Source organism: Pseudomonas syringae group sp. J309-1 (assembly GCF_032582135.1).
GTDB lineage: Bacteria > Pseudomonadota > Gammaproteobacteria > Pseudomonadales > Pseudomonadaceae > Aquipseudomonas > Aquipseudomonas quasicaspiana.
This window is the reverse complement of sequence record NZ_JAWHNU010000018.1, coordinates 69,296-92,811: the sequence shown is the minus strand read 5'-3', so window position 1 is coordinate 92,811 and position 23,516 is coordinate 69,296. Positions and strand designations below refer to the sequence as shown.

At 58.5% G+C, this 23,516-nt stretch carries 13 protein-coding genes; 8 read left to right on the top strand and 5 right to left on the bottom strand.

Annotation, left to right across the window (positions count from 1 at the left end):
• Window positions 1-344: 344 nt before the first annotated feature.
• The 4 genes from recC (at window position 345) to RX972_RS12610 (ending at window position 11,383) form a co-directional block, all read left to right on the top strand.
• Window positions 345-3,824: an exodeoxyribonuclease V subunit gamma gene (gene recC, locus RX972_RS12625; protein ID WP_316875771.1), complete on the top strand. Its 3,480-nt coding sequence runs from the start codon at window positions 345-347 to the stop codon at window positions 3,822-3,824.
• A complete protein-coding gene (gene recB, locus RX972_RS12620) occupies window positions 3,821-7,531 on the top strand; it encodes an exodeoxyribonuclease V subunit beta (protein WP_316875769.1) in 3,711 nt (1,236 codons plus the stop codon). Before recC ends, recB begins: the two co-directional genes overlap by 4 nt.
• Complete coding sequence (gene recD / locus RX972_RS12615; RefSeq protein ID WP_316875766.1) at window positions 7,528-9,624, top strand: exodeoxyribonuclease V subunit alpha; 2,097 nt, start codon at window positions 7,528-7,530, stop codon at window positions 9,622-9,624. Before recB ends, recD begins: the two co-directional genes overlap by 4 nt.
• 466 nt (window positions 9,625-10,090) lie before the next feature.
• On the top strand, window positions 10,091-11,383 hold the full coding sequence (locus tag RX972_RS12610; protein WP_027897897.1) for an MFS transporter: 1,293 nt from the start codon (window positions 10,091-10,093) through the stop codon (window positions 11,381-11,383).
• 156 nt (window positions 11,384-11,539) lie between these two features.
• Here the strand turns inward: RX972_RS12610 and RX972_RS12605 are convergent, their stop codons facing one another.
• Window positions 11,540-12,454 carry a LysR family transcriptional regulator gene (locus RX972_RS12605; protein ID WP_316875764.1) on the bottom strand — a complete coding sequence of 305 codons (915 nt, stop codon included), beginning with the start codon at window positions 12,452-12,454 and terminating at the stop codon, window positions 11,540-11,542.
• A gap of 171 nt (window positions 12,455-12,625) precedes the next feature.
• Here RX972_RS12605 and RX972_RS12600 point away from each other — a divergent pair, with 171 nt between their 5' ends.
• The gene (locus RX972_RS12600) at window positions 12,626-14,038 is read left to right on the top strand and encodes a M20 family metallopeptidase (RefSeq protein ID WP_316875762.1); all 1,413 of its coding nucleotides are present in this window, start codon (window positions 12,626-12,628) and stop codon (window positions 14,036-14,038) included.
• A 307-nt stretch (window positions 14,039-14,345) separates the two neighbouring features.
• On the opposite strand, the gene RX972_RS12595 is transcribed toward RX972_RS12600, so the two are convergent.
• The 4 genes from RX972_RS12595 to RX972_RS12580 all read right to left on the bottom strand — a co-directional run bounded on the left by RX972_RS12595 (window position 14,346) and on the right by RX972_RS12580 (window position 18,794).
• A complete protein-coding gene (locus RX972_RS12595) occupies window positions 14,346-15,857 on the bottom strand; it encodes an amino acid ABC transporter permease/ATP-binding protein (RefSeq protein WP_316875760.1) in 1,512 nt (503 codons plus the stop codon).
• 144 nt (window positions 15,858-16,001) lie between these two features.
• Window positions 16,002-16,805, bottom strand: coding sequence for an ABC transporter substrate-binding protein (locus tag RX972_RS12590; protein WP_027901175.1), 804 nt, complete (start codon window positions 16,803-16,805; stop codon window positions 16,002-16,004).
• A gap of 67 nt (window positions 16,806-16,872) precedes the next feature.
• The gene (locus RX972_RS12585) at window positions 16,873-17,928 is read right to left on the bottom strand and encodes an isopenicillin N synthase family dioxygenase (protein WP_316875758.1); all 1,056 of its coding nucleotides are present in this window, start codon (window positions 17,926-17,928) and stop codon (window positions 16,873-16,875) included.
• Window positions 17,929-17,942: 14 nt separating this feature from the next.
• Window positions 17,943-18,794: a sugar phosphate isomerase/epimerase family protein gene (locus RX972_RS12580; RefSeq protein ID WP_231677527.1), complete on the bottom strand. Its 852-nt coding sequence runs from the start codon at window positions 18,792-18,794 to the stop codon at window positions 17,943-17,945.
• Window positions 18,795-19,547: 753 nt separating this feature from the next.
• On the opposite strand from RX972_RS12580, the gene RX972_RS12575 reads away from it, so the two are divergent.
• From RX972_RS12575 to RX972_RS12565, 3 genes are read left to right on the top strand one after another with little or no spacing between them, the layout of a single operon-like run.
• Window positions 19,548-20,000, top strand: coding sequence for a (2Fe-2S)-binding protein (locus RX972_RS12575; RefSeq protein ID WP_316875755.1), 453 nt, complete (start codon window positions 19,548-19,550; stop codon window positions 19,998-20,000).
• Between the two features lie 11 nt (window positions 20,001-20,011).
• On the top strand, window positions 20,012-22,204 hold the full coding sequence (locus tag RX972_RS12570) for a xanthine dehydrogenase family protein molybdopterin-binding subunit (RefSeq protein ID WP_316875753.1): 2,193 nt from the start codon (window positions 20,012-20,014) through the stop codon (window positions 22,202-22,204).
• Window positions 22,205-22,215: 11 nt separating this feature from the next.
• On the top strand, window positions 22,216-23,430 hold the full coding sequence (locus RX972_RS12565) for a cytochrome c (RefSeq protein ID WP_316875751.1): 1,215 nt from the start codon (window positions 22,216-22,218) through the stop codon (window positions 23,428-23,430).
• The last annotated feature ends 86 nt before the right edge of the window (window positions 23,431-23,516 follow it).

Here is a 23,516-nt window from a genome sequence, read left to right as displayed (position 1 = left end):
GAACCCCTGATCGCTTACGCGTTCAGGGGTTTTGTTTGTGCGCGAAGAAAAAGGATTAGCTGTAGGAGCGCGCTTGCTCGCGACGGACGACCACGCGTTGAACCTGGCACACCACCTCGCTACCGGGTAGGACCGAATTCATTCGGGAAGGCTATATGTCAGGCGATACATAAGCTGTGGATGTACCGCCCCCCTCGCGAACAAGTTCGCTCCTACCGTCTATGCGCCAAGCTCGGTAGGCCAGCGACAATTCACCCGCAAATTCCCTCCTACCCCCCCTCCGTTTTGCTTTAAGGTTCGGCTACAGTTTTTCCACGCCGCACTCTCCAGCCAAGGAAGCATTCATGCCTGTAACAACCTCTCTCAGCGCCGGTTTCATGGTCGTTCATGGCAATCGCCTGGATGATCTGCGCAGTCTGGTTGTGTCCTGGATGCGCCGCTATCCGCTTTCACCCTTGGAAAACGAAATCGCCTTGGTGCAAAGCAACGGCATTGCCCAATGGTTGAAGCTGGCCTTGGCTGAAGATGCCGAAGACGAAGACCTGGGTGGCTGTGGAATTGCCGCCGCAATCGACGTCCAGCTTCCGGGCAGCTTCATGTGGCAGCTGTATCGATCGGTATTAGGCAAGGATGAAATCCCGGCCGCGTCACTATTGGACAAGGCGCCGCTGACCTGGCGTCTGATGCGTCTGCTACCCGCCTTGATCGACCAGCCACACTTTGAGCCGCTAAGCCGCTTCCTGACTAACGACACTGATCTGCGCAAGCGCTATCAGTTGTCCGAGCGCTTGGCCGACCTGTTTGACCAATACCAGGTGTATCGCGCCGACTGGCTGGAAGACTGGGCTGCAGGTCGCCACCAATTGCGTAACGTCAGAGGCGAAGCCAAGCCGTTGACCCCGGCGAATTGCTGGCAAGCTGAGTTGTGGCGTGCGTTGCTCCTGGATGTGGGCACCGAAGGCATGGCCCAAAGCCGAGCAGGTGTGCATCAACGCTTTATCGAACGCATCACCCATATGAATGAAGCCCCGGAGGGTCTACCAGCTCGGGTCATTGTCTTCGGTATTTCCTCTCTGCCCGCTCAGGCCCTGGAAGCATTGGCGGGTTTAGCCCGATTCAGCCAAGTGCTGCTCTGTGTCCATAACCCTTGTCGCCACCACTGGGCCGACATCGTCGCCGACAAGGATTTACTGCGTCATCAATACAAGCGTCAGGCTCGCAAAACCGGAATGCCTGTCGTACTTGATCCCCAAGCGCTGCACCAACACGCCCATCCGCTGTTGGCTGCATGGGGCAAGCAAGGTCGTGACTACATCAATCTTCTGGATAGCCACGACGATCCCGGCAGCTATCGCTCAGCGTTCAAAGATGGGCGCATTGACCTGTTCAGCGAGAGTGATCCGCATACGGTCCTCAATCAGCTACAGGACGACATTCTTGAGCTAAGGCCGCTCGATGAAACCCGAGAACTCTGGCCCGCTGTCGATCCACTGCAAGATCGCTCAATCCGCTTCCACGTCGCCCACAGCGCTCAGCGGGAAGTCGAAATCCTGCATGACCAATTACTCGCGCGTTTCAGCAAAGACCCGGATCTACGTCCTCGCGATGTGATTGTCATGGTCCCGGATATCGACAGCTACGCTCCGCATATCCGCGCCGTATTTGGCCAGATTGATCGCGAAGACCGCCGCTTTATCCCATTCACCCTTGCCGACCAAGGGCAACGCGGTCGCGAGCCATTGTTGATTGCTGTCGAGCACCTGCTGAAAATTCCGGACAGCCGTTTTCCGGTCAGCGAAATCCTCGACCTGTTGGACGTTCCTGCACTGCGCGCTCGCTTCAAAATCAAGGAACGCGACCTGCCAACCCTGCATCGCTGGATCGAAGGGGCAGGCGTACGTTGGGGGTTGAATGCCGAGCAACGGGAAGGGCTCGGCTTGCCAGCAGCGCTCGAGCAAAACAGCTGGCACTTCGGATTACGACGCATGTTGCTCGGCTATGCGGTCGGTGCCGGTGCTGCCTGTGACGGCATAGAACCCTACGACGAAATCGGTGGTCTGGACGCAGCTCTGATCGGTCCATTAGTGGCGTTGATTGACGCGCTTCAGGTCGCCCACAACGAGCTGTCCTCGCCTGCGGTTGCCACAGAGTGGGGCGCTCGCCTGCAAGCGCTGCTGCAATTGTTCTTCCTGGCTGACAGCGAGCACGACGACTATTTGCTCGCTCAACTGGAGCAACTGCGTGAGACCTGGCTGGAGACGTGCGAATCGGTTGGCCTGCAAGACGAGTTGCCGCTGACTGTAGTCCGTGAAGCCTGGCTGGCCGGACTGGACCAAGGTCGTTTGTCCCAGCGCTTCCTCGCCGGCTCGGTCAACTTCTGCACCTTGATGCCAATGCGCGCGATTCCTTTCAAACTGGTGTGCCTGCTCGGCATGAACGACGGTGATTACCCTCGCGCGCAGCCGCCGCTGGACTTCGACTTGATGGGCAGCGATTACCGTCCCGGTGACCGCTCACGTCGCGAAGACGACCGCTATCTGCTGCTCGAAGCACTGCTCTCAGCGCGAGACCAGCTGTATATCAGTTGGGTGGGCCGTAGCATTCGCGACAACAGCGAGCGACCGCCTTCGGTATTGATCGGCCAGCTGCGTGATCACTTGGCCGCAGGTTGGAAACTCCAAAATGCCCAAGAACCCATGGACAGCAAAAAGCTCGATCCGGGTCAGCAGCTTCTGCACGCGCTGACTCTCGAACATCCGCTTCAGCCATTCAGCGCGCAATACTTCCATGAAAACACTGAAAACCTATTCAGCTTTGCCCGTGAATGGCAGGTCTTGCACGAAACCAGTGTCACCGTGCCGACAACCACGAAACTTGCTGCCCACGAACAAGACGAACCCCTGAACCTGGCTCAACTGCAGGACTTCCTCAGGAATCCGGTCAAACACTTCTTCAGCCAGCGTTTGAAGATCTACTTCGAAGTGGCCGAAGCGCCTTTGGCTGATGAAGAGCCGTTTGTGCTCGACGCCCTTGAGCGCTACAGCCTGAGTGACAGCCTGCTCAACGCTGCGCTCACTGGCTCGCAAGACATTGACGAGGCGCTGCAGGCACAGGCGTTAAAACTCCAGGGCAGCGGCCTGTTACCTATGGCGGGTTTCGGCAGTAGCTTGCGAGAAGAATTGATCGAGCCGCTGCCGGATTTGCTGCAGCGTTATCAGAGCCTGCTTCATAAATGGCCTGAAGCGCTGAGCAGTGCGCTGCCGGTCAGTTATGCCCATCAAGGCGTGCGACTGGAAGGTTGGCTAGGTGGTTTGCATGCCAATGCTCAAGGCGAGTACTTACTGATCACGGCTATTCCGAACTCCATTGGCTCAAAGAAAAACCGTAAATGGCATCGCCTTATTCGTCCTTGGGTTTTACACCTGGTGGGCTGCGCATGCGGGCTGCCGCTGAGCACTGCACTGGTAGCCAGCGATGAAACGCTGTTGCTGGACCCGCTGGATAAATCCCTCGCCACAGCTGCGCTGAATGACTTGCTCACGGCTTGGCTCAGTGGCATGCAGCGACCTTTACCTGTCGCAGTCAAAACCGCTTTCGCCTCACTCAGCCAGAACGACGAAAGCAAAGCCGAAGCCGCTGCTCGCAAAGCCTACGAAGGCGACGGCCAAACCTCTGATGGCGAGCGACGCGAAAGCACTGCGCTGGCCCGGCAATTTCCGGACTTCGATGCCCTGATCGAAAGCGAAGAGTTTGCTGGCTGGTGCGATGCGCTCTACAAGCCGATTTTCGACGCGCCTTGGCAAAGTGAAGGAGCCAGCGCATGACCGACATTCAACACACCGCATCCCTGGCTCTGCGTTTCCCGCTGCGTGGCAGCCAACTGATCGAAGCCAGCGCCGGAACCGGCAAGACCTTCACCATTTCGGCGCTTTATGTGCGTCTGGTTCTCGGCCATGGCGGTGATGTCGCCGGTTTTGGCCGTGAACTGTTGCCGCCGCAAATCCTCGTCGTCACCTTCACCGATGCCGCGACCAAAGAACTGCGCGACCGGATTCGCATCCGGTTGGCCGAAGCCGCACGCTTCTTTCGCGAAGAAATCAGCGCGCCTGATGAGTTGATCAACGAACTGCGCGAGCAATTCACGCCCGAGCAATGGCCAGCCTGCGCCAGTCGCCTGGACATTGCAGCACAATGGATGGACGAAGCTGCGGTATCGACGATCCACAGTTGGTGCCAGCGCATGCTGCGCGAACATGCTTTCGACAGCGGCAGCCTGTTCACCCAGACCCTGGAAACCGATCACAGCGATTTGCTTGGCGAAGTGCTACGCGACTACTGGCGACTGTTCTGCTACCCCATGAGTGGCGATGCCCTGAACTGGGTACGCGCCAATTGGAGTGGTCCGGCGGCCTTGTTACCTCGGGTGCGCAGCCTGTTTGGCAGCGACCGGGCGGTCCCGACCCAAGACCCTGCCGAGTTGATCACCGCCTCTCTGCAGCAACGTCGCGAGGCGCTCAAAGCACTTAAGTCGCCATGGACCAACTGGGCTGCCGAGCTGCATGCAATCTGCATCGATGGCGTGGCGTGCAAGGTGGTCGATGGGCGCAAGATGCAGGAGCGCTATTTCCGGCCTTGGTTTGAAAAGCTCACTGCCTGGGCTGCTGATGACGAACTGGAAGAGCTCGATCTGGGCACCGGCTTCACCCGACTGACGCCCGACGGTATTGCTGAGGCGTGGAAGAGCAATCCGCCTTCGCATCCTGCTTTCGAGGCGATGGTCGAACTCAAAGTCGCGCTCGATACCTTGCCGACACCCGATGCCGCGGTGCTCGAACATGCTGCACACTGGGTCGGTATGCGCTTCGAAGCAGAGAAACGTCGTCGCGCCGAAATGGGTTTCGATGACATGCTGCTCAGGCTCGACGCCGCGCTGCAAAGCTCCGGCGGCGAGCGTCTGGCGACCTTGATTCGCGAACAGTTTCCGGTTGCCTTGATCGATGAGTTCCAGGACACCGACCCGGTGCAGTACCGGATTTTCGAGAGCATCTATCGCCTTGAAGAAAACGACACCGAAACCGGGTTGTTCCTGATCGGCGACCCCAAGCAGGCGATTTACGCCTTCCGTGGTGCCGACATCTACACCTACCTGCGCGCGCGTCAGGCCACGGTTGGCCGCTGGCATACGCTGGACACCAACTACCGTTCCAGCCACTCCATGGTCGAAGCGGTTAACCACGTGTTTCAGCGTGCCGAGCAGCGTCCGGAAGGGCGTGGTGCTTTCCTGTTTCGCGAAGGCGACAAGAACGATGTGCCATTCTCGGATGCGCTTTCTCAAGGTCGCAAAGACGCTCTGCAAATAGACGGCACACCGCTGGCTGCCCTGAATGTCTGGCAACTGGCGAGTGATCAGCCGGTATCCGGCGTCAGCTATCGCCAGCAACTGGCTGCCAGTTGCGCCAGTGAAATCGTCCGGCTGCTTAACGCCGGGCAACAAGGCCGCGCCGGTTTCGCCGCTGTGGATAAAGACCTGAAAGGCCTGCTGCCTGCCGACATCGCGATTCTGGTGCGTGACGGCAAAGAGGCTCAGGCGGTGCGCGGCGAATTGTCGGCCCGTGGCGTGCGCAGCGTTTACTTGTCCGACAAGGATTCAGTATTCGCTGCCCAGGAAGCGCATGACGTGTTGGCCTGGCTCAAGGCCTGCGCCGAACCAGACTCCGAACGTACCCTGCGCGCCGCATTGGCATGCATCACCCTTGCGTTACCGCTGGCAGAGCTGGAGCGCTTGAATCAGGACGAATTAGCGTGGGAAGCGCGGGTGATGCAGTTCCGCGGTTATCACCTGATCTGGCGTAACCAGGGCGTCTTGCCCATGCTGCGCCGCTTGCTGCACGACTTCCATTTGCCGCAGACCCTGATCACCCGAAATGATGGCGAGCGTGTCCTGACCAACTTGCTGCACCTGTCCGAATTGCTGCAACAAGCCGCTGCCGAACTGGATGGCGAGCAGGCGTTGATCCGCCATCTGGGCGAGCATCTGGCGATGTCCGGTCAGGCGGGTGAAGAACAGATTTTGCGTCTGGAAAGTGATGAGCAACTGGTCAAGGTCGTGACCATCCACAAGTCCAAAGGCTTGCAGTATCCATTGGTGTTCCTGCCGTTCATTTGTTCCAGCAAACCGGTGGATGGCACGCGTCTACCACTGCATTTCCACGATGAAAACGGTAGGGCGCAAGTCAGTCTCAAGCCTACCGCTGCCCTCATCGAACAGTCCGACAACGAGCGTCTGGCTGAAGATCTACGTCTGCTTTATGTGGCCCTGACCCGCGCTGAGTATGCCTGCTGGCTGGGGGTGGCTGACCTTAAACGCGGTAATTCCAGCAGTTCGATGTTGCACCGCTCGGCGTTGGGTTACCTGCTGGGCGGCGGCATGCCGTTGGCTGAGTCGGCAGGCCTGGCTTCATGGCTGCGCGATCTGGGCGAAGGTTGCGACGGGATCAGCGTCGAAGATGTTCCTGCCCCAACTGCAGAAACCTTCAGCCCACCACGCAACGAAGCAACCTTGCTCAAACCGCGCATGCCCAAACGCCGAGCTGCCGAAAATTGGTGGATCGCCTCTTACAGCGCATTGCGCATCGGCGACACGATCACCGCGGGTAGCGATAGCGACGAATCACCAGACAGCCCGCAAGCACAAAAGCTGTTCGATGACGAACGCCTCGACCCCGAAGCGCCGCGTGAAGTGCTGGTCAGCGGCGGTGATATCCACCGTTTTCCACGCGGCCCTAATCCCGGCACCTTCCTCCATGGTTTGTTGGAATGGGCGGGCAACGAAGGTTTTGCCAAGGCCGTCAGCGATCCGCAACAGCTCAAGGATGCTGTGGCTCGGCGCTGTAACCGGCGTGGTTGGGAAGGCTGGATCGACACGCTGACCGGCTGGCTGCAACAGGTTCTGAGTTTGCCGTTGTCGCTGGCCGGCGACAGTACGCCGATTTCTCTAGGGGCGATGGACCAGCCCAATCAGTACCGCATCGAAATGGAATTCTGGTTCGCCTGCCACAAAGTCAACGTCGCACAAATGGACGCTCTGGTGCGCCGCTACACCCATGACAACGCCCCGCGCGCGGCAACCGAAACGGTGTCTCTGAACGGCATGTTCAAGGGCTTCATCGACCTGACCTTCGAACACGAAGGTCGCTATTACGTGGCGGATTACAAATCCAACTGGCTCGGCCCGGACGATGAAAGCTATACCCAGGACGCCATGACCAGCGCGATTCTGGACAACCGTTACGACCTGCAATACGTGCTCTATCTGCTGGCTCTGCATCGCCAGCTCAAGGCGCGTCTCGCCGATTACGACTACGACCAACACATGGGCGGCGCACTTTATGTGTTCTTGCGCGGCGCTTATTCAACCAGCCAGGGCGCTTACTTTACCCGTCCGCCACGGGAGCTGATCGAAGGTCTGGACCTACTGTTTCAAGGCAAGTCAGTGACTGAAGAATTCGTCCTGACCGGAGAACCCGCATGAGTCGCTCATTCGCTGAACTGCTGCCCACCCCGCTGGATGCTCAGAGCCTGGCTGACCTCACGCCATTGACCAACGTTCGCGACCTGCTGCTGTTGCTTGAGCGTTGGGTCGAGCGCGGCTGGCTGCGGGCGCTGGATAAGGCTTTCGTGGCGTTCCTCAGTGAGCTGGACCCATCCGCCGATTCACTGGTGTTGCTGGCCGCTGCGTTGACCAGTCACCAACTCGGCCATGGCCATGTTTGCCTGGACCTGTACGAGACGCTTAAAGAGCCGGACTTCGCACTGTCATTGCCTCCCGAAGGCGATGTGCAAAGCGGCCCGATGCTGCTGCCGTCGCAATTACTGGTAGCGCTGGATGGCGACGCATGGTGCAAAGCATTGCTGAACAGCACGCTGGTTGCCCGAGGTGATGACACCAGTGAAAGTGCGGCCAGCAAACCGTTGGTGTTGTCTGATCGCCGTTTGTATTTGCGCCGTTACTGGACGTACGAGCGGCGCATCGGCGCGATCTTGCGTCAGCGGCTGGCACAGCGAGAGGCCGTTTCTGATGACCTCGCTCAACGTTTGAATGCACTCTTCCCGCCGAGCAGTACGCCGGATGCGCTGATCGACTGGCAGAAACTGGCCTGTGCGCTGGCGACTCGCGGCGCATTCAGCATCATTACCGGCGGCCCCGGCACCGGTAAAACCACTACGGTTGTTCGCTTGCTCGCTTTATTGCAGGCCCCGGCTGTTCAGGCCGGTCAGCCGTTGCGGATTCGTCTGGCTGCGCCCACCGGTAAAGCGGCGGCGCGTTTGACTGAGTCCATCAGCCAGCAAGTGCAGAGCCTGACGGTCAGTGAAGACGTGCGTCAGAAAATCCCTGCCGAAGTGACCACCGTGCACCGTTTGCTGGGTAGTCGTCCGGGCACGCGGCACTTTCGTCATCACGCCGGGAATCTGCTGCCCCTGGATGTGTTGGTGGTGGACGAAGCGTCGATGATCGACCTGGAGATGATGGCCAATCTTTTGGAAGCCCTGCCACCCCATGCGCGCATGGTGTTGCTGGGTGACAAAGACCAATTGGCTTCCGTTGAGGCGGGCGCGGTATTGGGCGATTTATGCCGTGATGCCGAAGCCGGGTTGTACAGCCCGCAAACCCAGCGCTGGCTGGAAACAATCAGTGGTGAAGATCTGAATCGTGCGTGTTTGCAGCAAGGCGATGAGCAGCAGCATCCACTGGCTCAGCAAGTGGCGATGTTGCGTTACTCGCGGCGCTTTGGCGAAGGAAGTGGTATCGGGCAATTGGCGCGGCTGGTCAATCAGCAGCAGTCCACCGAAGCGCGCGCTTTGTTGGCCGCTCGTAGCCACGCGGATTTGCACGCATTGGCCCTCAAGAATGAGCAGGACCGTTCACTGGAACGGCTGCTACTTGAAGGGCTCGACCAAGGCTCGGAAGGCCCGCAGGGCTATCGCCATTATCTGGGCGTGATGGCCGAGCAGCGTCCGCCACAGGATGCTGCGCTGGAAGACGAGCGTTGGGGGCAGTGGGCGCGAGCTGTGCTGGATGCGTTCGACGCGTTTCAGCTGTTGTGTGCTGTGCGTAAAGGACCGTGGGGCGTTGAGGGGCTAAACCGGCGCATCACCAGCGCGCTGTACGAAGCCCGGCTGATTGAAAGCGATCAGCATTGGTACGAAGGTCGGCCGGTGTTGATGACCCGCAATGATTACGGGCTTGGCTTGATGAACGGCGACATTGGCATCGCCTTGCGCCTGCCAGAGCGCGACGGGCCGGAAGCAGGCAAACAGGTGTTGCGCGTGGCCTTCCCGCGTAACGACGGCAGCGGCGGGGTACGCTTCGTCTTGCCAAGTCGGCTTAACGATGTGGAAACGGTTTACGCCATGACCGTGCACAAATCCCAAGGCTCGGAGTTCGCCCATACCGCACTGATCCTGCCCGAGGCGCTAAATCCGGTCCTTACCAAAGAGCTGATCTACACCGGCATCACCCGCGCCAAACACTGGTTCAGTCTGATCGAACCGCGCAAAGGCGTGTTCGAAGAAGCACTGCGGCGCAAGGTAAAGCGCCTGAGTGGGTTGATGCTGGAGCTGTAAAAGCCACCTATATCAACCAACGCATCACGATCTGAATTTATATCGAATAATGGGACCGATCAGCATGAACCTGAGTCTGACGCGAACTTGTGGGAGCGAATTCATTCGCGAAGAGGCCGGTACATCCGCAGCATCTGTGTCGTAAGGAATGCCGTCTTCCCGGATGAATCCGGTCCCACAGTACATGCAAACGTTTCTGTAGGAGCTGCCGAAGGCTGCGAGGCCTCCACCCCTGACACGCCGCGATCGCAGCCTTCGGCAGCTCCTACAGGGATTTGTTAATAAGCCGAGCACCAATAACGCTCAAAAAAGCCAAAATATCGCACAGGCGCTTTGCGTTCAGAGCAATGAAATGTTCTGAAATGCATAATTGTGGGAAAGGTCTCTCGCCCCTACCATCTCATCAAAGGTCAGCGCCCTCGTCAGGGGTAAAAGACCCATTCCTTGACGAGTTGGAGAACCACGCATGACAACTGCGCACGTAGCGGCCCAGTCTCCCGCGAAACCGCCGATGTCCAGAGGCAAGCTGTACAAACTGGTGATCGCCTCGTCGATTGGCAATGCTCTGGAGTGGTTCGACCTGATCGTCTACGGGTTCTTCGCGATCACCATCTCCAAACTGTTTTTCCCCACCGCTGACGAGACGGTATCGCTACTGTTGGCGCTGGGTACTTTCGCACTTTCTTACCTGATTCGCCCCTTGGGCGCGGCCGTGTTGGGCTCCTATGCCGACCGTGTCGGTCGCAAGTCAGCGATGCTGGTATCGATCTGGCTGATGATGCTCGGCACGCTGCTGATTGCGATCATGCCGACCTACGCGGCTATCGGTGTCTGGGCGCCGATCGGGATATTCCTGGCGCGTCTGATTCAGGGATTTTCCGCGGGTGGCGAGTTCGGCAGCGCGACTGCTTTGTTGGTGGAACATGCTCCGGAACGCAAAGGGCTGCTTTCCAGTTTCATGTTTGCCAGTCAGGGCATCAGCAGTTTGCTGGCTTCAGGGTTCGGCTTGTTACTGACTACCACGCTGACGGTGGACCAGCTCGAATCCTGGGGCTGGCGCATTCCGTTTCTGTTCGGTTTGATGATCGGCCCGGTCGGCTTGTACATCCGTCGTCACATCGAAGAGGCTGGGGAGTTCAAGGAAAGTGAGCGCAGCCATGCGCCTGTAGGAGAACTGTTCAAGGCGCACAAGTACCGCATGCTACTTGCTGTCGGCGCGCTGATGCTGTCCACGTCGGCCACCTACGTGATCATTTACATGCCAACTTATGCCGTCAAACAGCTGGGCCTGAGCGCATCCATCGGTTTCGCGGGCACGCTGCTCAGTGGGCTGGTGCTGACTATTCTGACGCCGTTCATTGGTCATCTGTCCGACGTGTTTGGTCGTACCCGGATCATGCTCGGCGCGTCGCTGATCTTCATCCTCAGTATCTATCCGGCGTTTTCCTGGCTGGCAGCCAACCCGACGTTGCTGGTGTTGTTGGCGGTATTGTTCTGGATGAGCATCCTCAAGGCGATCTACTTCGGTGGCCTGCCTGCCCTGATGTCAGAGCTGTTCCCGACCCAGGTGCGCGCCACCGGCATGGCCCTGAGCTACAACATTGGCACCACGGTGTTCGGCAGCTTCACGCCCTTCATCATCGCGTGGCTGATCAGTGCCAGCGGCGACAACCTCGCGCCGAGTTACTACCTGCTCGTCACAGGTGTGCTCAGTCTGGTCACCCTGTTCGCGATCCGTCGATTGCTGAAGCTGGCCTGACAGCACGTCAACGCAGGACCTGTAGGAGCGCGCTTGCCCGCGATAGCGTCAGCGCAGCCGATATATTTATCGACTGACACACCGAATCGCGGGCAAGCGCGCTCCTACGCAAAAGCATTCCAGATCAGTTGGTTGAGTTTTCTGACAAGAGCCGCATCAGCCTTTGTTGACTGTGCTCGCCGTCACCAGTTGCTCTTCCAGAAAACTCAGAAAGTAACGCACCAACACCGGCAGTTTGCGTCCGGCCATGATCTGCACTTGCAGACTGCGCTGGCGTAACTGAGGATCGCTCATGGGCACCAGCACCAGATTGTCCCGGGTGGTGGAGCCATTGACGGTGACGGTGCCGCACAGCGCAATAACATCCTGGGAATACCGAACCACGCTATAGATCGTGCCCAACGATTGACTGGTGTAGGCGGGCACGATGTTGATGCCCTGCAAGTGACAGGCGATATCGAACAGATAGCGCAGGGTCGAGCCTGTGTAGGGCAGGGCGAGCGGGAAGTCGCTCAGGTCTTTCACTTCAAGGGACTCACGGTTGGCCAGCGGGTGGCTGGCGGGCATGAGGGCGCTGATGGGTGAGTCGCAACTCAGGGATATTTCAACGCCTTGAGTTGGCGTCAGACTGAAGGTCAGGGCGATGTCCACCGAACCTTCCTTGACCAGTTGCGATGCGCGGGCCGCGTCCACCACGTGCACATCGAAACTCGCGCCGGGATGGAAGTTACGAAACTCTGCCGTGACCCTCGGCAAAAATTCCCACGCCATCCCTTCCGGGCAGGCCAGCACAATCCGGTGCTGCTGCAAGGTGTTCACGCCGCGCATTTCGGCGATCACGTTCTTCACTTCCAGCATGTTGCGCGTGGCATAGGCCAGCAGCAATTCGCCCGGCTCGGTCAGTTGCATGCCGCGCGGCTTGCGCTCGAACAACTGCAAGCCGAGGTTCTCTTCAAGGTTGCTGATCTGGCGGCTGACCGCAGACACCGCGACATGCAGCTCTTCGGCCGCTGCCGATAGCGAACCGGTCCGGGCCACACTGTGGAAATAACGCAGCGGCAGATCATGCATATCAGCTCCCTATTGCTGCCTCATCGCTGTGCAGATCAGGTTTGTTCTAAAGGCAAGGATAGCTTGCAAACTTGATAATTGTTGCAAGTCAGGCGGCAACGTTACCCTTGATTTCATTGCTGGTCGAGCTGCTTTTCAGCACGACTGAACGCCCCGTGAAAGGTAATCCTGATGTCTTCAACCCCCTTGCATACCCGAGAGCACGCCATTGAACTTGCCGTTCACACGCTGAAATCAGGCGCGTTTATTCAGACCCTGAGCCGCCGCGTAGCGCAACGTACCGAAAGCCCGAACCCTGAGTGTGCTCAGCCGTTACGTGACTATTTGCTGATCGAGCTGCAGCCATTGCTGGTTCGTCTGGGGTTCAACTGCCGCTTTGTTGAAAACCCGCACAGCGGCAAGCCACCGCTGCTTTTTGCGCAGCGCATTGAAGACCCTGCGTTGCTGACCTTGCTGACTTACGGCCATGGCGACGTCACCAGCGGTCAGGACGAACTCTGGCAGGAAGGCACTGCCCCTTGGCAATTGAGCATCAAGGACGGGCGCATTTATGGTCGCGGTACGGCCGACAACAAGGGCCAGCACAGCATCAACCTGGCCGCGCTCGAAGCGGTGTTGCAGGCGCGCGAAGGCAAGCTCGGCTACAACCTGAAAATCATTTTCGAGATGAGTGAAGAAGTCGGCTCGCCGGGTCTTGAACAAGCCTGCCGTGACAACGCCGAAGAGCTGGCCGCTGATCTGTTTCTGGCCTCCGATGGCCCGCGTGTACGACACGATCTGCCGACGTTGTTCCTTGGCTCCCGTGGCGTCTGCCAGTTCCGTCTGACGCTGGACACCGGTAACGGCAGCCGTCATTCGGGCAATTGGGGCGGGATTATTACCAACCCGGCCATCGTGCTGGGCCACGCCTTGTCATCACTGGTTTCTGCTCAGGGCGAACTACTCGCTGAATGCCTGCGGCCGGCACCCATGCCGGAATACGTGTCGGCGCTGATCCGTGATCTGCCGGTGGGGGGCGAAAGCTTTGACCCGCAGCTCAACCCGAACTGGGGCGAACCGGGCCTGACCACAGGCGAAAAACTGTTCGGCTGCAACACTCTTGAGGTCGTCGGCTTGTCGTCCGGCAGCACGGTCAAAGTGATCGGCGCGATTCCGGGGCGGGCCGAAGCGGTGTGCCAGTTGCGTTTTGTCGACGGTACTGACTGGCAATCGCTGGAGAGCAACCTGCGCAAGTACCTGGATCAGCATGGCTTTGAAGATGTGCAGATCAATATCGAGGGCGGGTATGCCGCGACCCGCCTTGATCCACGTCATCCGTGGGTTGGGTTTGTGCAGCAGTCGGTGAGCCGGAGTCTTGGTGAGCCGGTGAGCATTTTGCCGAACCTGGGCGGGACGATTCCCAACCACTGCTTCGCTGATGTACTGGGCTTGCCAACGGTCTGGCTGCCGCACTCTTATCCATCCTGCAAACAGCACGCGCCGGATGAACATCTGCTTGAGAGTGTTGTGGAGCAAGGCCTGAAAGCCGCGACCGGGTTGTTCTGGGATCTGGGCGAAGCGCCCGCGAAGATGCTGAAGGTCTGACAGACACTCTTTATTTGCACGGGTGCACCAATCCTTGTGGGAGTGGTCCCAGTATCCCTGACACCGCGCTGTCGCGCAGCAAACGGGTGACCTGTAGGAGCCAACTTGTTGGCGAGACGTCGGACCCGCATCGTCAGAAATTCCGCTTCGCCAACAAGTTAGCTCCTACAAGGTCTGCGTTTCAAATCCATTATTGGAGTGATGTTTGATAGGAGCCGGGCTTGCCCGCGATACAGGCGACGCTGTTCTGTCGTTGACTGCGTCAGCCTTATCGCGGGCAAGCCCAGCTCCCACAGAGGGTAGTGTATTAGCGATCCAGCCCCATAAACTGCATCACCCGTTCCCCAGCCTGACCCGCACGAATGGTCTGCGGTCCAGCATCGGCCTGGACCACGCCGTTTTCCATGAAAATCACCCGGTCTGAAATGGACATGGCGAAGTCCATTTCGTGGGTGACGATCAGCATGGTCATGCCTTCCTTCGCCAGGTCGCTGATGACCTTCAGCACATCTCCTACCAGTTCCGGGTCCAGCGCAGAGGTGGGTTCGTCGAACAGCATGATCTGCGGGTCCATTGCCAGGGCGCGGGCGATGGCGACGCGTTGCTGCTGCCCGCCGGACAACTGATGCGGATACTTGTGTGCGTGGGCCAGCAGGCCAACCTTGTCCAGCAGTGCGTAGGCGCGTTGCTCGCTGATCACCCGATCCCGGTCGTGATAACGCGGGGCGAGGGTGACGTTGTCGAGGATCGTCCGGTGCGGGAACAGGTTGAAGTTCTGGAACACCATCCCGATGCGCTGCACCCCGCGACGGATCTGCGGATTGTTCGGCTTGTCACCTGCGTGAATGAAGCTCTCGCCGAACAGAATGATCTCGCCGTCATCAATGCTTTCCAAGCCGTTGACGGTACGAATCAACGAGGTCTTGCCTGAGCCAGACGGACCGATGATAGAGATTACCTGACCCACAGCTACGTCCAGATTGATGCCCTTGAGCACTTCGTGTTTGCCGTAACTTTTATGAATCGTGTGCAGTTGCAGCGCTGGCGCAAGACCGTTTTCAGCGGGGGCGGCCGCTTTCGAGACGGTGGCCGGAAGGCTGGCCCGTAATTGCTGCACGCTGGCGTCATCCAGGGTTTGCGGCTTGCGGTTGTTCAGTTCCAGATGCTGTTCCAGCCAGTGGAACAGCCAGCCAAACACGGTGACGATCATCACGTAATACACTGCCACGGCCGACAGGGTTTCCATGACCAGAAAGTTTTGCGCGTACAGGCGTTGGCCCACGGTCAGCAGTTCAGTCAGGGAAATGACCGAGATGATCGAGGTCAGTTTGACCACGGTGATGTATTCGTTGATCAGCGTTGGCAGCGAGATACGAAACGCCTGCGGGATCACGATCAGCCGCTGCATGCCCAGGACGCCAATACCCAGCGCACGCCCGGCTTCTTTCTGACCCTTGGCCACGGAAATCAGCCCGCCGCGATGGATCTCGGCCATGTACGCCGCTTCCGTGACCACCAGCGCAAACAGGCCTGAATAGAACGGATCGGAGAACAGGTCGCGGGTGAATGGCAGCATCTGCGGCAGGTTGTAGATGAACACCACCAGCACCAACAGCGGGACGCTGCGGAAGAACCAGATATAAATCGACGCTGGAATACGGACCCAGCGCGAAGCCGACAGCTTGGCCGAAGCCAGCAGAAACCCCAGCAGCATGCCGATGAACCAGCCCAGGGCACTGAGCTGGATGACGGTGATGCAGGACTTCCAGAAGTCCACCATCGAAAACAGAGAAAAAAAGTAAGCCCATTCGAATTGCATGTACACCTCAAGGTCAGCCGCACAGCAACCTGTAGGAGCGCGCTTGCCCGCGATTGGGTCTACAGGTCGACTGAGTTATCGACTCGACTGACGCTATCGCGGGCAAACGCGCTCCTACCGATTGGGGGCGTTTAATGCTGTGAATCAGTTACTCGGCGCTTCCAGGTTGTATTTCTTCAGCAACGCATCGTATTCGCCGGATTTCTTGGTCTCGTCGAAGGCCTTGAGCAGCGCTTGATACAGCTCCTCGTTGCCCTTCTTCACGTAAATGCCAAGGGTCTGCTGATAGATCGAATGCTCAGTGCTGACCACCACGCGGCCTTTGGTGCGTTCGGCGATCATGCCGGCCGCGCCGTCGATTTCGACTTGTGCCTGAACGTTGCCCGACAGCAGCGCCTGAGTCACTTCAGGGGCTGATGGGAATTCGCTGACCGAGATCGCGCCTTTGTTGTTCGGCACACAGTAATCCACCGACAGCTTGTTGAACTGGGCAACCCAGGTCGTGCCTTTTTCCAGGCCGACTTTCAGGCCGCAGAGGTCTTCCGGCACCTTGGGTTTGATCTTGCTGTCCTTGAGCACCATGATCGCTGCGCCGGTTTTGGCGTAGGCAATGGTTTGTGCCTGGGTCTGACGCTCCGGCGTGATGTACATGCCCGAGATGATCGCGTCGTAGTGACCCGAGTTCAGGCTGAGGATCAGGCTGGAGAACTTGGTGTCGACGAAGTCCGCCTTGAGGTTCATGTGCTTGGCAAGCATGTGCGCCAGCTCTGGGTCGGAGCCGACGACATTTTTCTTCTCGTCATAGGATTCGAACGGTGGATAAGTGATCTCCATCCCCACTTTGAACACGCCCGGTGTCACGGTCGTGGCGGCGTGTGCCAGCGTCGCGCCAAACACGGCGGCGGCAAGCACGGTCAAGCGGACAGCAATGTTCTTTTTATTGCGCATCGTCGAGGACTCCAAAGTAGAGAAAGGTAAGCACGGTAGAGTTGGGAAAAGGGTTTAGCCGGGCAATTCAGAGCGGTTCTGAAGCCTGGTTTTTCAAGTGGCCAAAGCTCGAAGGCTTGCGGGCTTTTTCATAAAGCTTCAATTCGCCGTTCTCCACTTTTCTGCGCAGGTACTGATAGGTTTGCAGTGCCTGGCCGAACATGTGTTCGCCGATGGTGATCTCCTCGTAATCCTGTGCGCCGGCCTTGGCGAACTGCGGCAACGGTTTGATTTGCGTATGAAAATCGCAGGCGTAGAACAGTGGAAATGAATAGCGTTCTTCGCTGACGGTTCTGACCCGATGGGCCGTTGCAACGAACGTACCAGCGGTCATTACCTCCAGCATGTCGCCGATATTGACGACGAATGCGTCTTCTACAGGCGGCGCGTCGATCCATTGACCCAGATCGTTCATCACTTCCAGGCCCGGCTTGTCGGCCAGCAAGATCGTGAAGCACTCGTAATCGGTGTGTGCACCAATACCGGGCGCGTCCTGTGCGGCGTCGTCGAAGGGGTAGTGGATCAGGCGCAGCTTGGAAGGCGGTCGAGTGACCATCGCGTCGAAGTAACCCTCTTCCAGACCGAGCGCCAACGCGAAGCCATCGAACAGCCGACGACCCAGGGCGAATACAGCCGCGTAATAGGCTTGCACCGCAGGCTTGAAGCCCGGCAGGTCCGGCCATTCGTTGGCGCCGATCAGGGGAGTTTTGGCGATCACCAGCGGGTCTTCATCACCCACTTCAAAGCCGACATCGAAGGCTTCTTTGTGGTCCGGCTTGCCTTTGGCATACACCTCCTCACCTTCCGGCACGAAGCCTTTATGGCTGCGCGACGTGCCGATGTAATGCTGCATCTTGTAATCCAGCGACTGGGCAAAAAGATCCTTGGCGGCCTGACGCAGTCCATCGATCAACGTGAGATCAATGCCGTGATTCTTTATGTACAGAAAGCCGACTTCCCGCGCCGCTTTGCCGAGGTCTTCGGCCACCGCCTGGCGTTGGGCAATATCGGTGCTGAACAGCCCGGCGATATCCACAACCGGGATGCTGTTGAAGTTGGCGATGGCTTGAGAGTGATCCGGCATGACAACAGGCTCCATTAGCGGTAGGTGGATTGGGAGAAGCGCTGGAAGTGTTCGCGTTCGGTCTTACCCATCCAGGTGTTCAGCGACCACAAATCGGCCACCGGCACATTGGTGAAGGGCAGGTGATGCAGGTAGCCATCGGCGCCGAACTCTGGCGTCAGCGTAGTGACTTGATAGCCGCGCTCCTGTTGCGAGCGCCAGATCGCTTCCCAGTGTTGCTGATGGAAGGCCAATTCCTTTGCGTATTCCGGTGCGGCGGGATGCGGGACTTGCGGGCCCTGGTCGTAACCAACCCGGGCCTGAATGTGATGGACGCGTTCAACGAAAGCGCTCAGGTCATCTTCCGGATCGTTGAGCAGACGCTCGCAGGTCACGATCCAGTGGCTGATGTCGCTGGTGAAACGCAGGTCCGGCAATTGCCGAATCAGTTCAAGGGTCACCCACGGATTGAACAACGAGCGCGAGCGATGAGTTTCGAAAGTGCATAACTGACCGTGCTTGCGCGCCAGTTCCAGAGCCTGACCGAAGAACTCCACTTGTTGTGTTAATTGCCAACGATCATTACCGGCCAGTACGTTGACGAAGCGTGGCGACAGCTCACTCGCCCAGCCCAGTTTCTTGTCCAGATCAGTGAGGTGTTCGGCGACTGTCGCTGATTGTTCTGGCAGCACGTCGTAAGCGGTGAAGACAGTGCTGATATAGCCCACCTGATTGGCCCGCAAGAACGCCGCAAACTCGGCCCGCTCCGCAGCGCTCAGTGGCAGGCGTGCTTCCATTCCGTCGAACCCGGCTTCGAGCAGTTCTTCCAGAGCCTGGGTTTTGCTCGCGGTATAGCCCCAAAGGGTGCGGAATATTTCCAGCTTCATCGATCGACCTCAAAGATTGCTCAAGCAAGTGACGCGGCCTGATCTTAGGTGGGCGTGATGAGAGAGAAGAATAGGAAAGCTCAAATCGATAGTTCAGAGATTTGTGAAGTAATTAGTGCCTGGCGCATATCCATTGTGGGAGCCGAGCTTGCTCGCGATGCAGGCAACGCGTTGTTTCAGCCGGACCGCGTTATCGTTCATCGCGAGCAAGCTCGGCTCCCACAGGAATCACTGACGTGGGCGAGCATAGAATCTCCCACAGGAATCACTGATGACGTGGGACTGGCTTTAGCCGGGAGGACAGTATTTCAATAGAAGTAGATCTTTTGGATGTTCTGACCCCCTCCCGGCTAAAGCCGGTCCTACGGAGTTGTGTAAAACCTGTAAGGGTGTATTCCAAGCGTTTAATCAGGAAATGCATGGAATCAGGCACGAACCCCGGAGTTCTAGGCATTCCGTCCCGTGCCAGCACACGCGTACTATCCGCGCACGACCGTATTGCTGACGATCCTCGTCAAGGTATTGCGCAAGTCACGCCGTAGAGCGGCTGCCGTACCTGCTGTCTTTCTTTATTTTGTTTCTGCCAGCCGGATTAAATCCTCCGGAGTTTTCATAGGCGCGCTACTTTTAAATCACCTGGCAACGATCCGGGTGATCACAGAACTATAACGAACCGAACCGAAACCGCTGTGGACCAGCGTCGCCGAGGCGATGCATCAGCGGTTAACCGTGATGAATGCCAGAGGTTTTACGATGCAAACACTACTGATCAATGGTCAGCAGCATGAGCTGGATGTCGCTGAAGACATGCCTTTGCTCTGGGTCCTGCGCGACGTGCTGGGCCTGACGGGCACTAAATATGGCTGCGGTATTGCCCAGTGCGGCGTGTGCACGGTGCATCTCGATGGCCAGGCGGTGCGCTCTTGCGTGTTGCCGGTCAGTGCTGTGTGTGGGCGCAAAGTGACCACCATTGAAGCCGTCGGCGAATTGCCGGTTGGTCAGGAAGTGCAAAAAGCCTGGCTCGCGCACGAAGTCGTGCAATGCGGTTACTGCCAGCCGGGGCAGATCATGTCTGCCGTGGCGCTGCTGCAGGCGCATCCGGATGCCAACGATGAACAGATCACCGAGGCCATGGCCGGGAATCTGTGCCGTTGCGCGACCTATACGCGGATTCGTGCCGCCATCAAAAGCGTCAGTCAGGCCTGAAGGAAGACACCATGTCAGAAGTAAAAGGATCTGCTGCGACGGTGTCACGTCGCGGGCTGCTCAAGGGTGGAGCGCTTTCGCTGGGTGGGCTGGTGATCAGCACCTGGCTGCCGCCGATGGCCACACGCAGCATGGCGGCCGAAGTGGTCAGCGCTGCTCGTCTGGGTGACAAGGCTTCTCCGGGTTTTGGTGCCTTTGTGCGCGTAGCCCTCGACGGTCAGGTCACCGTGATCTCGCCAAAAATCGAAATGGGTCAGGGCGTGCAGACCGGTATCGCGATGATGGTCGCTGAAGAGCTGGAAGTCCCGCTCAGCTCGGTGAGGATCGAAGAGTCGCCGCCCGACGCGGCGCTGTATACCGACAACATTCTGCAGTTCCAGGCCACCGGCGGTTCCTCATCGACCCGCTACACCTGGGAGCCATTGCGCAAAGCCGGGGCAACCGCACGGGTTCTGCTGATCGAAGCCGCCGCCGTTCGATGGAACGTGGCGCCAAGCCTGTGCCGTGCCGAAAACGGTCACGTGCTGGGGCCTAACGGCAAGACGCTGGCCTATGGCGAACTGGTAGAAACCGCCGCTGCGCTCCCGGTTCCCAAGGACGTCCCGCTCAAGGCTATCGCCGACTTCAAATTGCTGGGCACTTCCGCTCAACGTCTGGACACGCCGCACAAGGTCAACGGTTCGGCGCAGTTCACCATCGACGTAAAAATCCCCGACATGCTGATCGCTTCGTCGCTCACCTGTCCGGTCCATGGCGGCAAGCTGCGCAGCGTGAAAGACGAGGCAGCACGCAAAGTCCCCGGCGTGCGCGATGTGGTCCGCCTGGAGAATGCTGTCGCCGTTACTGCGACTAATTTCTGGTCCTGCCAGCAAGCGCTGAAGGCGCTGGAAATCGAATGGGACTTCGGTCCACATGCGTCGATTGATTCCGCACAGCTGGACAAAGAGCTGCTGGACGCCAGTTCCAAAGACGGCGTGTTCGCCAAGCAGACCGGTGATATCGGTGCGGCGCTGAAGAACGCTTCAAGCCAGTTTGAAGCCGTGTACCAGCAGCCATTCCTGTCTCACTCGCCGCTGGAACCCATGACCTGTGTTGCTCATGTGCGTCCGGACATGTGCGAGCTGTGGGTCGGTTGCCAGGCCCCTGGCTTTGCGCAAATGGGCGCGGCCAAGGTCGCCGGTCTGCCTGTGGATAAAGTAGTTATCCACAACCAGCTCATCGGCGGCGGCTTTGGCCGGCGTCTGGAGTCGGACTTCATCTTCCAGGCCGTGGACATCGCCCGCCAGCTCAGCTACCCGATCAAGCTGATCTGGAGCCGTGAAGAGGACATGACCCACGACAAATACCGCCCGCATTACGTGGATCGCATGAATGCGGCGCTGGGTAAAGATGGCAAGCCTGTCGGTTGGGAACACCGAATCGCAGGCGCTTCGGTCATGGCCGCCTATGTCGGCAAGTTGCCGGAAAGCGGTGTGGATGCTGACGCCGTCGAAGTGGCCATCGATCCGGTCTACAAACTGGACAGCTTGCAAGTGCGTTACATCCGCCAGGACCCGGAGGTTATTCCGGTTTCCTGGTGGCGTGGCGTGGGCCCGTTGCGCAGCACTTACGCCGTCGAAAGCTTCATCGACGAGCTGGCGCACAACGCCAAAGTTGATCCGGTTGAATACCGCTTGAGCCTGATGCAGGAGCAACCCCGCGCTCAGGCAGTGCTGAAGAAAGCTGCAGAAATCGCCGACTGGAAAACCCCTCTGCCCGCCGGTCACGGTCGAGGCGTAGCGGTCAGTGCTGTGTTTGGCAGCTTTGTGGCGACCATCGTCGAGCTGGAAGTGCAGGCTAACAAAGGGATGCGCATCAAGCGTCTGATCACGGTGGTGGATTGCGGCTTTGCCACCAACCCACGGTCTGTCGAATCGCAAATGGAGGGCGGAACGCTCTTCGGCCTGTCGGCTGCGCTGTTCAACGAAATCCTCATCGAAAAAGGCCAAGTGGTGCAGACCAACTTCCACGGCTATCGGCAGATCCGCATGAGTGATGCTCCGCCCGTGGAAGTGCATGTGATCAAGAGTGAAGAAAGCCCCGGTGGTGTCGGTGAGACCGGCGCAGTGCCTGCTGCTGCAGCGCTGGTCAACGCCGTGTTCGCCGCGTCGAAAGTACGCGAGCGTCGTCTGCCACTGAGCCGTTCCGGCTATTTCACTCTTTGAGGAGCGCTGTTATGAAAACGTTGAATTATGCGCTCGCCGTGCTGGGTGCAAGCTTTGGGCTGACGGTTCAGGCTGCTGATCAAAGCCTCATCAGCAAAGGCGAGTATCTGACTCGCGCCGCTGATTGCGTGGCGTGTCACGTGACACCTGGCGGCAAACCCTACGCGGGTGGTCTGGAGTTCAAGCTGCCGTTTGGCACGCTGTATTCGCCGAACATCACCCCCGATAAAGAAACCGGGATTGGCAACTGGACCGACGATGAATTTGTCAGCGCGCTACAAAAGGGCGTCGGCAAGGACGGCAAACATTACTACCCGGCCTTCCCGTATACCTCGTACACATTGATGCCGCGCGAGGACATTCTGGCGATCAAGGCGTATCTGTTCAGCCTTGAGCCGATCAGTCAGAAGCCCAAAGAAAATGACCTGGCGTTCCCGTTCAACCAGCGTTGGGGCATGTTCTTCTGGAACGCGATCTTCGCCGATAACGAACGCTTCGTGCCGGACAGCAAACAGTCTGCTGAATGGAATCGCGGTGCTTATCTGGTGCAAGGTCCAGGGCACTGTGGCGAATGCCATACCCCGCGCAATATCTTCCAGGCCATGAGCAGCGGTAAATCCCTGGCCGGTGGCGAGATTGGCAACTGGCGCGCCTATAACATCAGCTCTGACCCGAAACACGGGATCGGTGCCTGGCCGCAGGAAGCTTTGGTGAGCTACCTGTCCAAAGGTTATGCACCGGGTTATGGCGGTGCTGGCGGGCCGATGGCGGATGCTGTCGAACACAGCCTGCGCTACCTGACGCCGGAAGATGTGAACGCGATTGCCGTGTACCTCAAGTCCACGCCTGCACGTAGTGAAGGTGTGCCGCGGCCAGCGGTTGCGGTCAACGACAAGGCGGAGAAAAGCCTGGGCAGCAAGGTCTTCACTGACTCCTGCGTGGGCTGCCACCGTTTGGACGGTACGGGTAATCAGTCGGCCATTGCGACCTTGATCGGCTTGAAAACAGTCAACGACCCGGCAGGCACCAACCTGATGGCGACGCTGCTGGAGGGCCACACCCAAGGGACGCTCCGCGCTGATCAACGCATGCCCGACTTCGCCCGCGCCTATAACGATACCGAGCTGGCAGCGGTCAGCACGTTTGTATTGCGTCGTTTTGGACAGAGCAACGGGGAAGTGAAGGCTGAAGACGTAGCGAAGTCGAGAGAGGCTTCGTTGCACTGATTGGCAGTGCTTATCATTTAAATTGAAATGCTCTCCTCTGTGGGAGCTGGGCTTGCCCGCGATAAGGCTGGACGCGATCTAAAGAG

Coding starts and splice junctions, on each gene's coding strand:
- RX972_RS12600 (WP_316875762.1), top strand. CDS start 12,626: ATGTCTTCAACCCCCTTGCATACCCGAGAGCACGCCATTGAACTTGCC.
- RX972_RS12590 (WP_027901175.1), bottom strand. CDS start 16,805: ATGCGCAATAAAAAGAACATTGCTGTCCGCTTGACCGTGCTTGCCGCC.
- RX972_RS12585 (WP_316875758.1), bottom strand. CDS start 17,928: ATGCCGGATCACTCTCAAGCCATCGCCAACTTCAACAGCATCCCGGTT.
- recB (WP_316875769.1), top strand. CDS start 3,821: ATGACCGACATTCAACACACCGCATCCCTGGCTCTGCGTTTCCCGCTG.
- RX972_RS12565 (WP_316875751.1), top strand. CDS start 22,216: ATGAAAACGTTGAATTATGCGCTCGCCGTGCTGGGTGCAAGCTTTGGG.
- RX972_RS12610 (WP_027897897.1), top strand. CDS start 10,091: ATGACAACTGCGCACGTAGCGGCCCAGTCTCCCGCGAAACCGCCGATG.
- recD (WP_316875766.1), top strand. CDS start 7,528: ATGAGTCGCTCATTCGCTGAACTGCTGCCCACCCCGCTGGATGCTCAG.
- RX972_RS12605 (WP_316875764.1), bottom strand. CDS start 12,454: ATGCATGATCTGCCGCTGCGTTATTTCCACAGTGTGGCCCGGACCGGT.
- RX972_RS12570 (WP_316875753.1), top strand. CDS start 20,012: ATGTCAGAAGTAAAAGGATCTGCTGCGACGGTGTCACGTCGCGGGCTG.
- recC (WP_316875771.1), top strand. CDS start 345: ATGCCTGTAACAACCTCTCTCAGCGCCGGTTTCATGGTCGTTCATGGC.
- RX972_RS12580 (WP_231677527.1), bottom strand. CDS start 18,794: ATGAAGCTGGAAATATTCCGCACCCTTTGGGGCTATACCGCGAGCAAA.
- RX972_RS12575 (WP_316875755.1), top strand. CDS start 19,548: ATGCAAACACTACTGATCAATGGTCAGCAGCATGAGCTGGATGTCGCT.
- RX972_RS12595 (WP_316875760.1), bottom strand. CDS start 15,857: ATGCAATTCGAATGGGCTTACTTTTTTTCTCTGTTTTCGATGGTGGAC.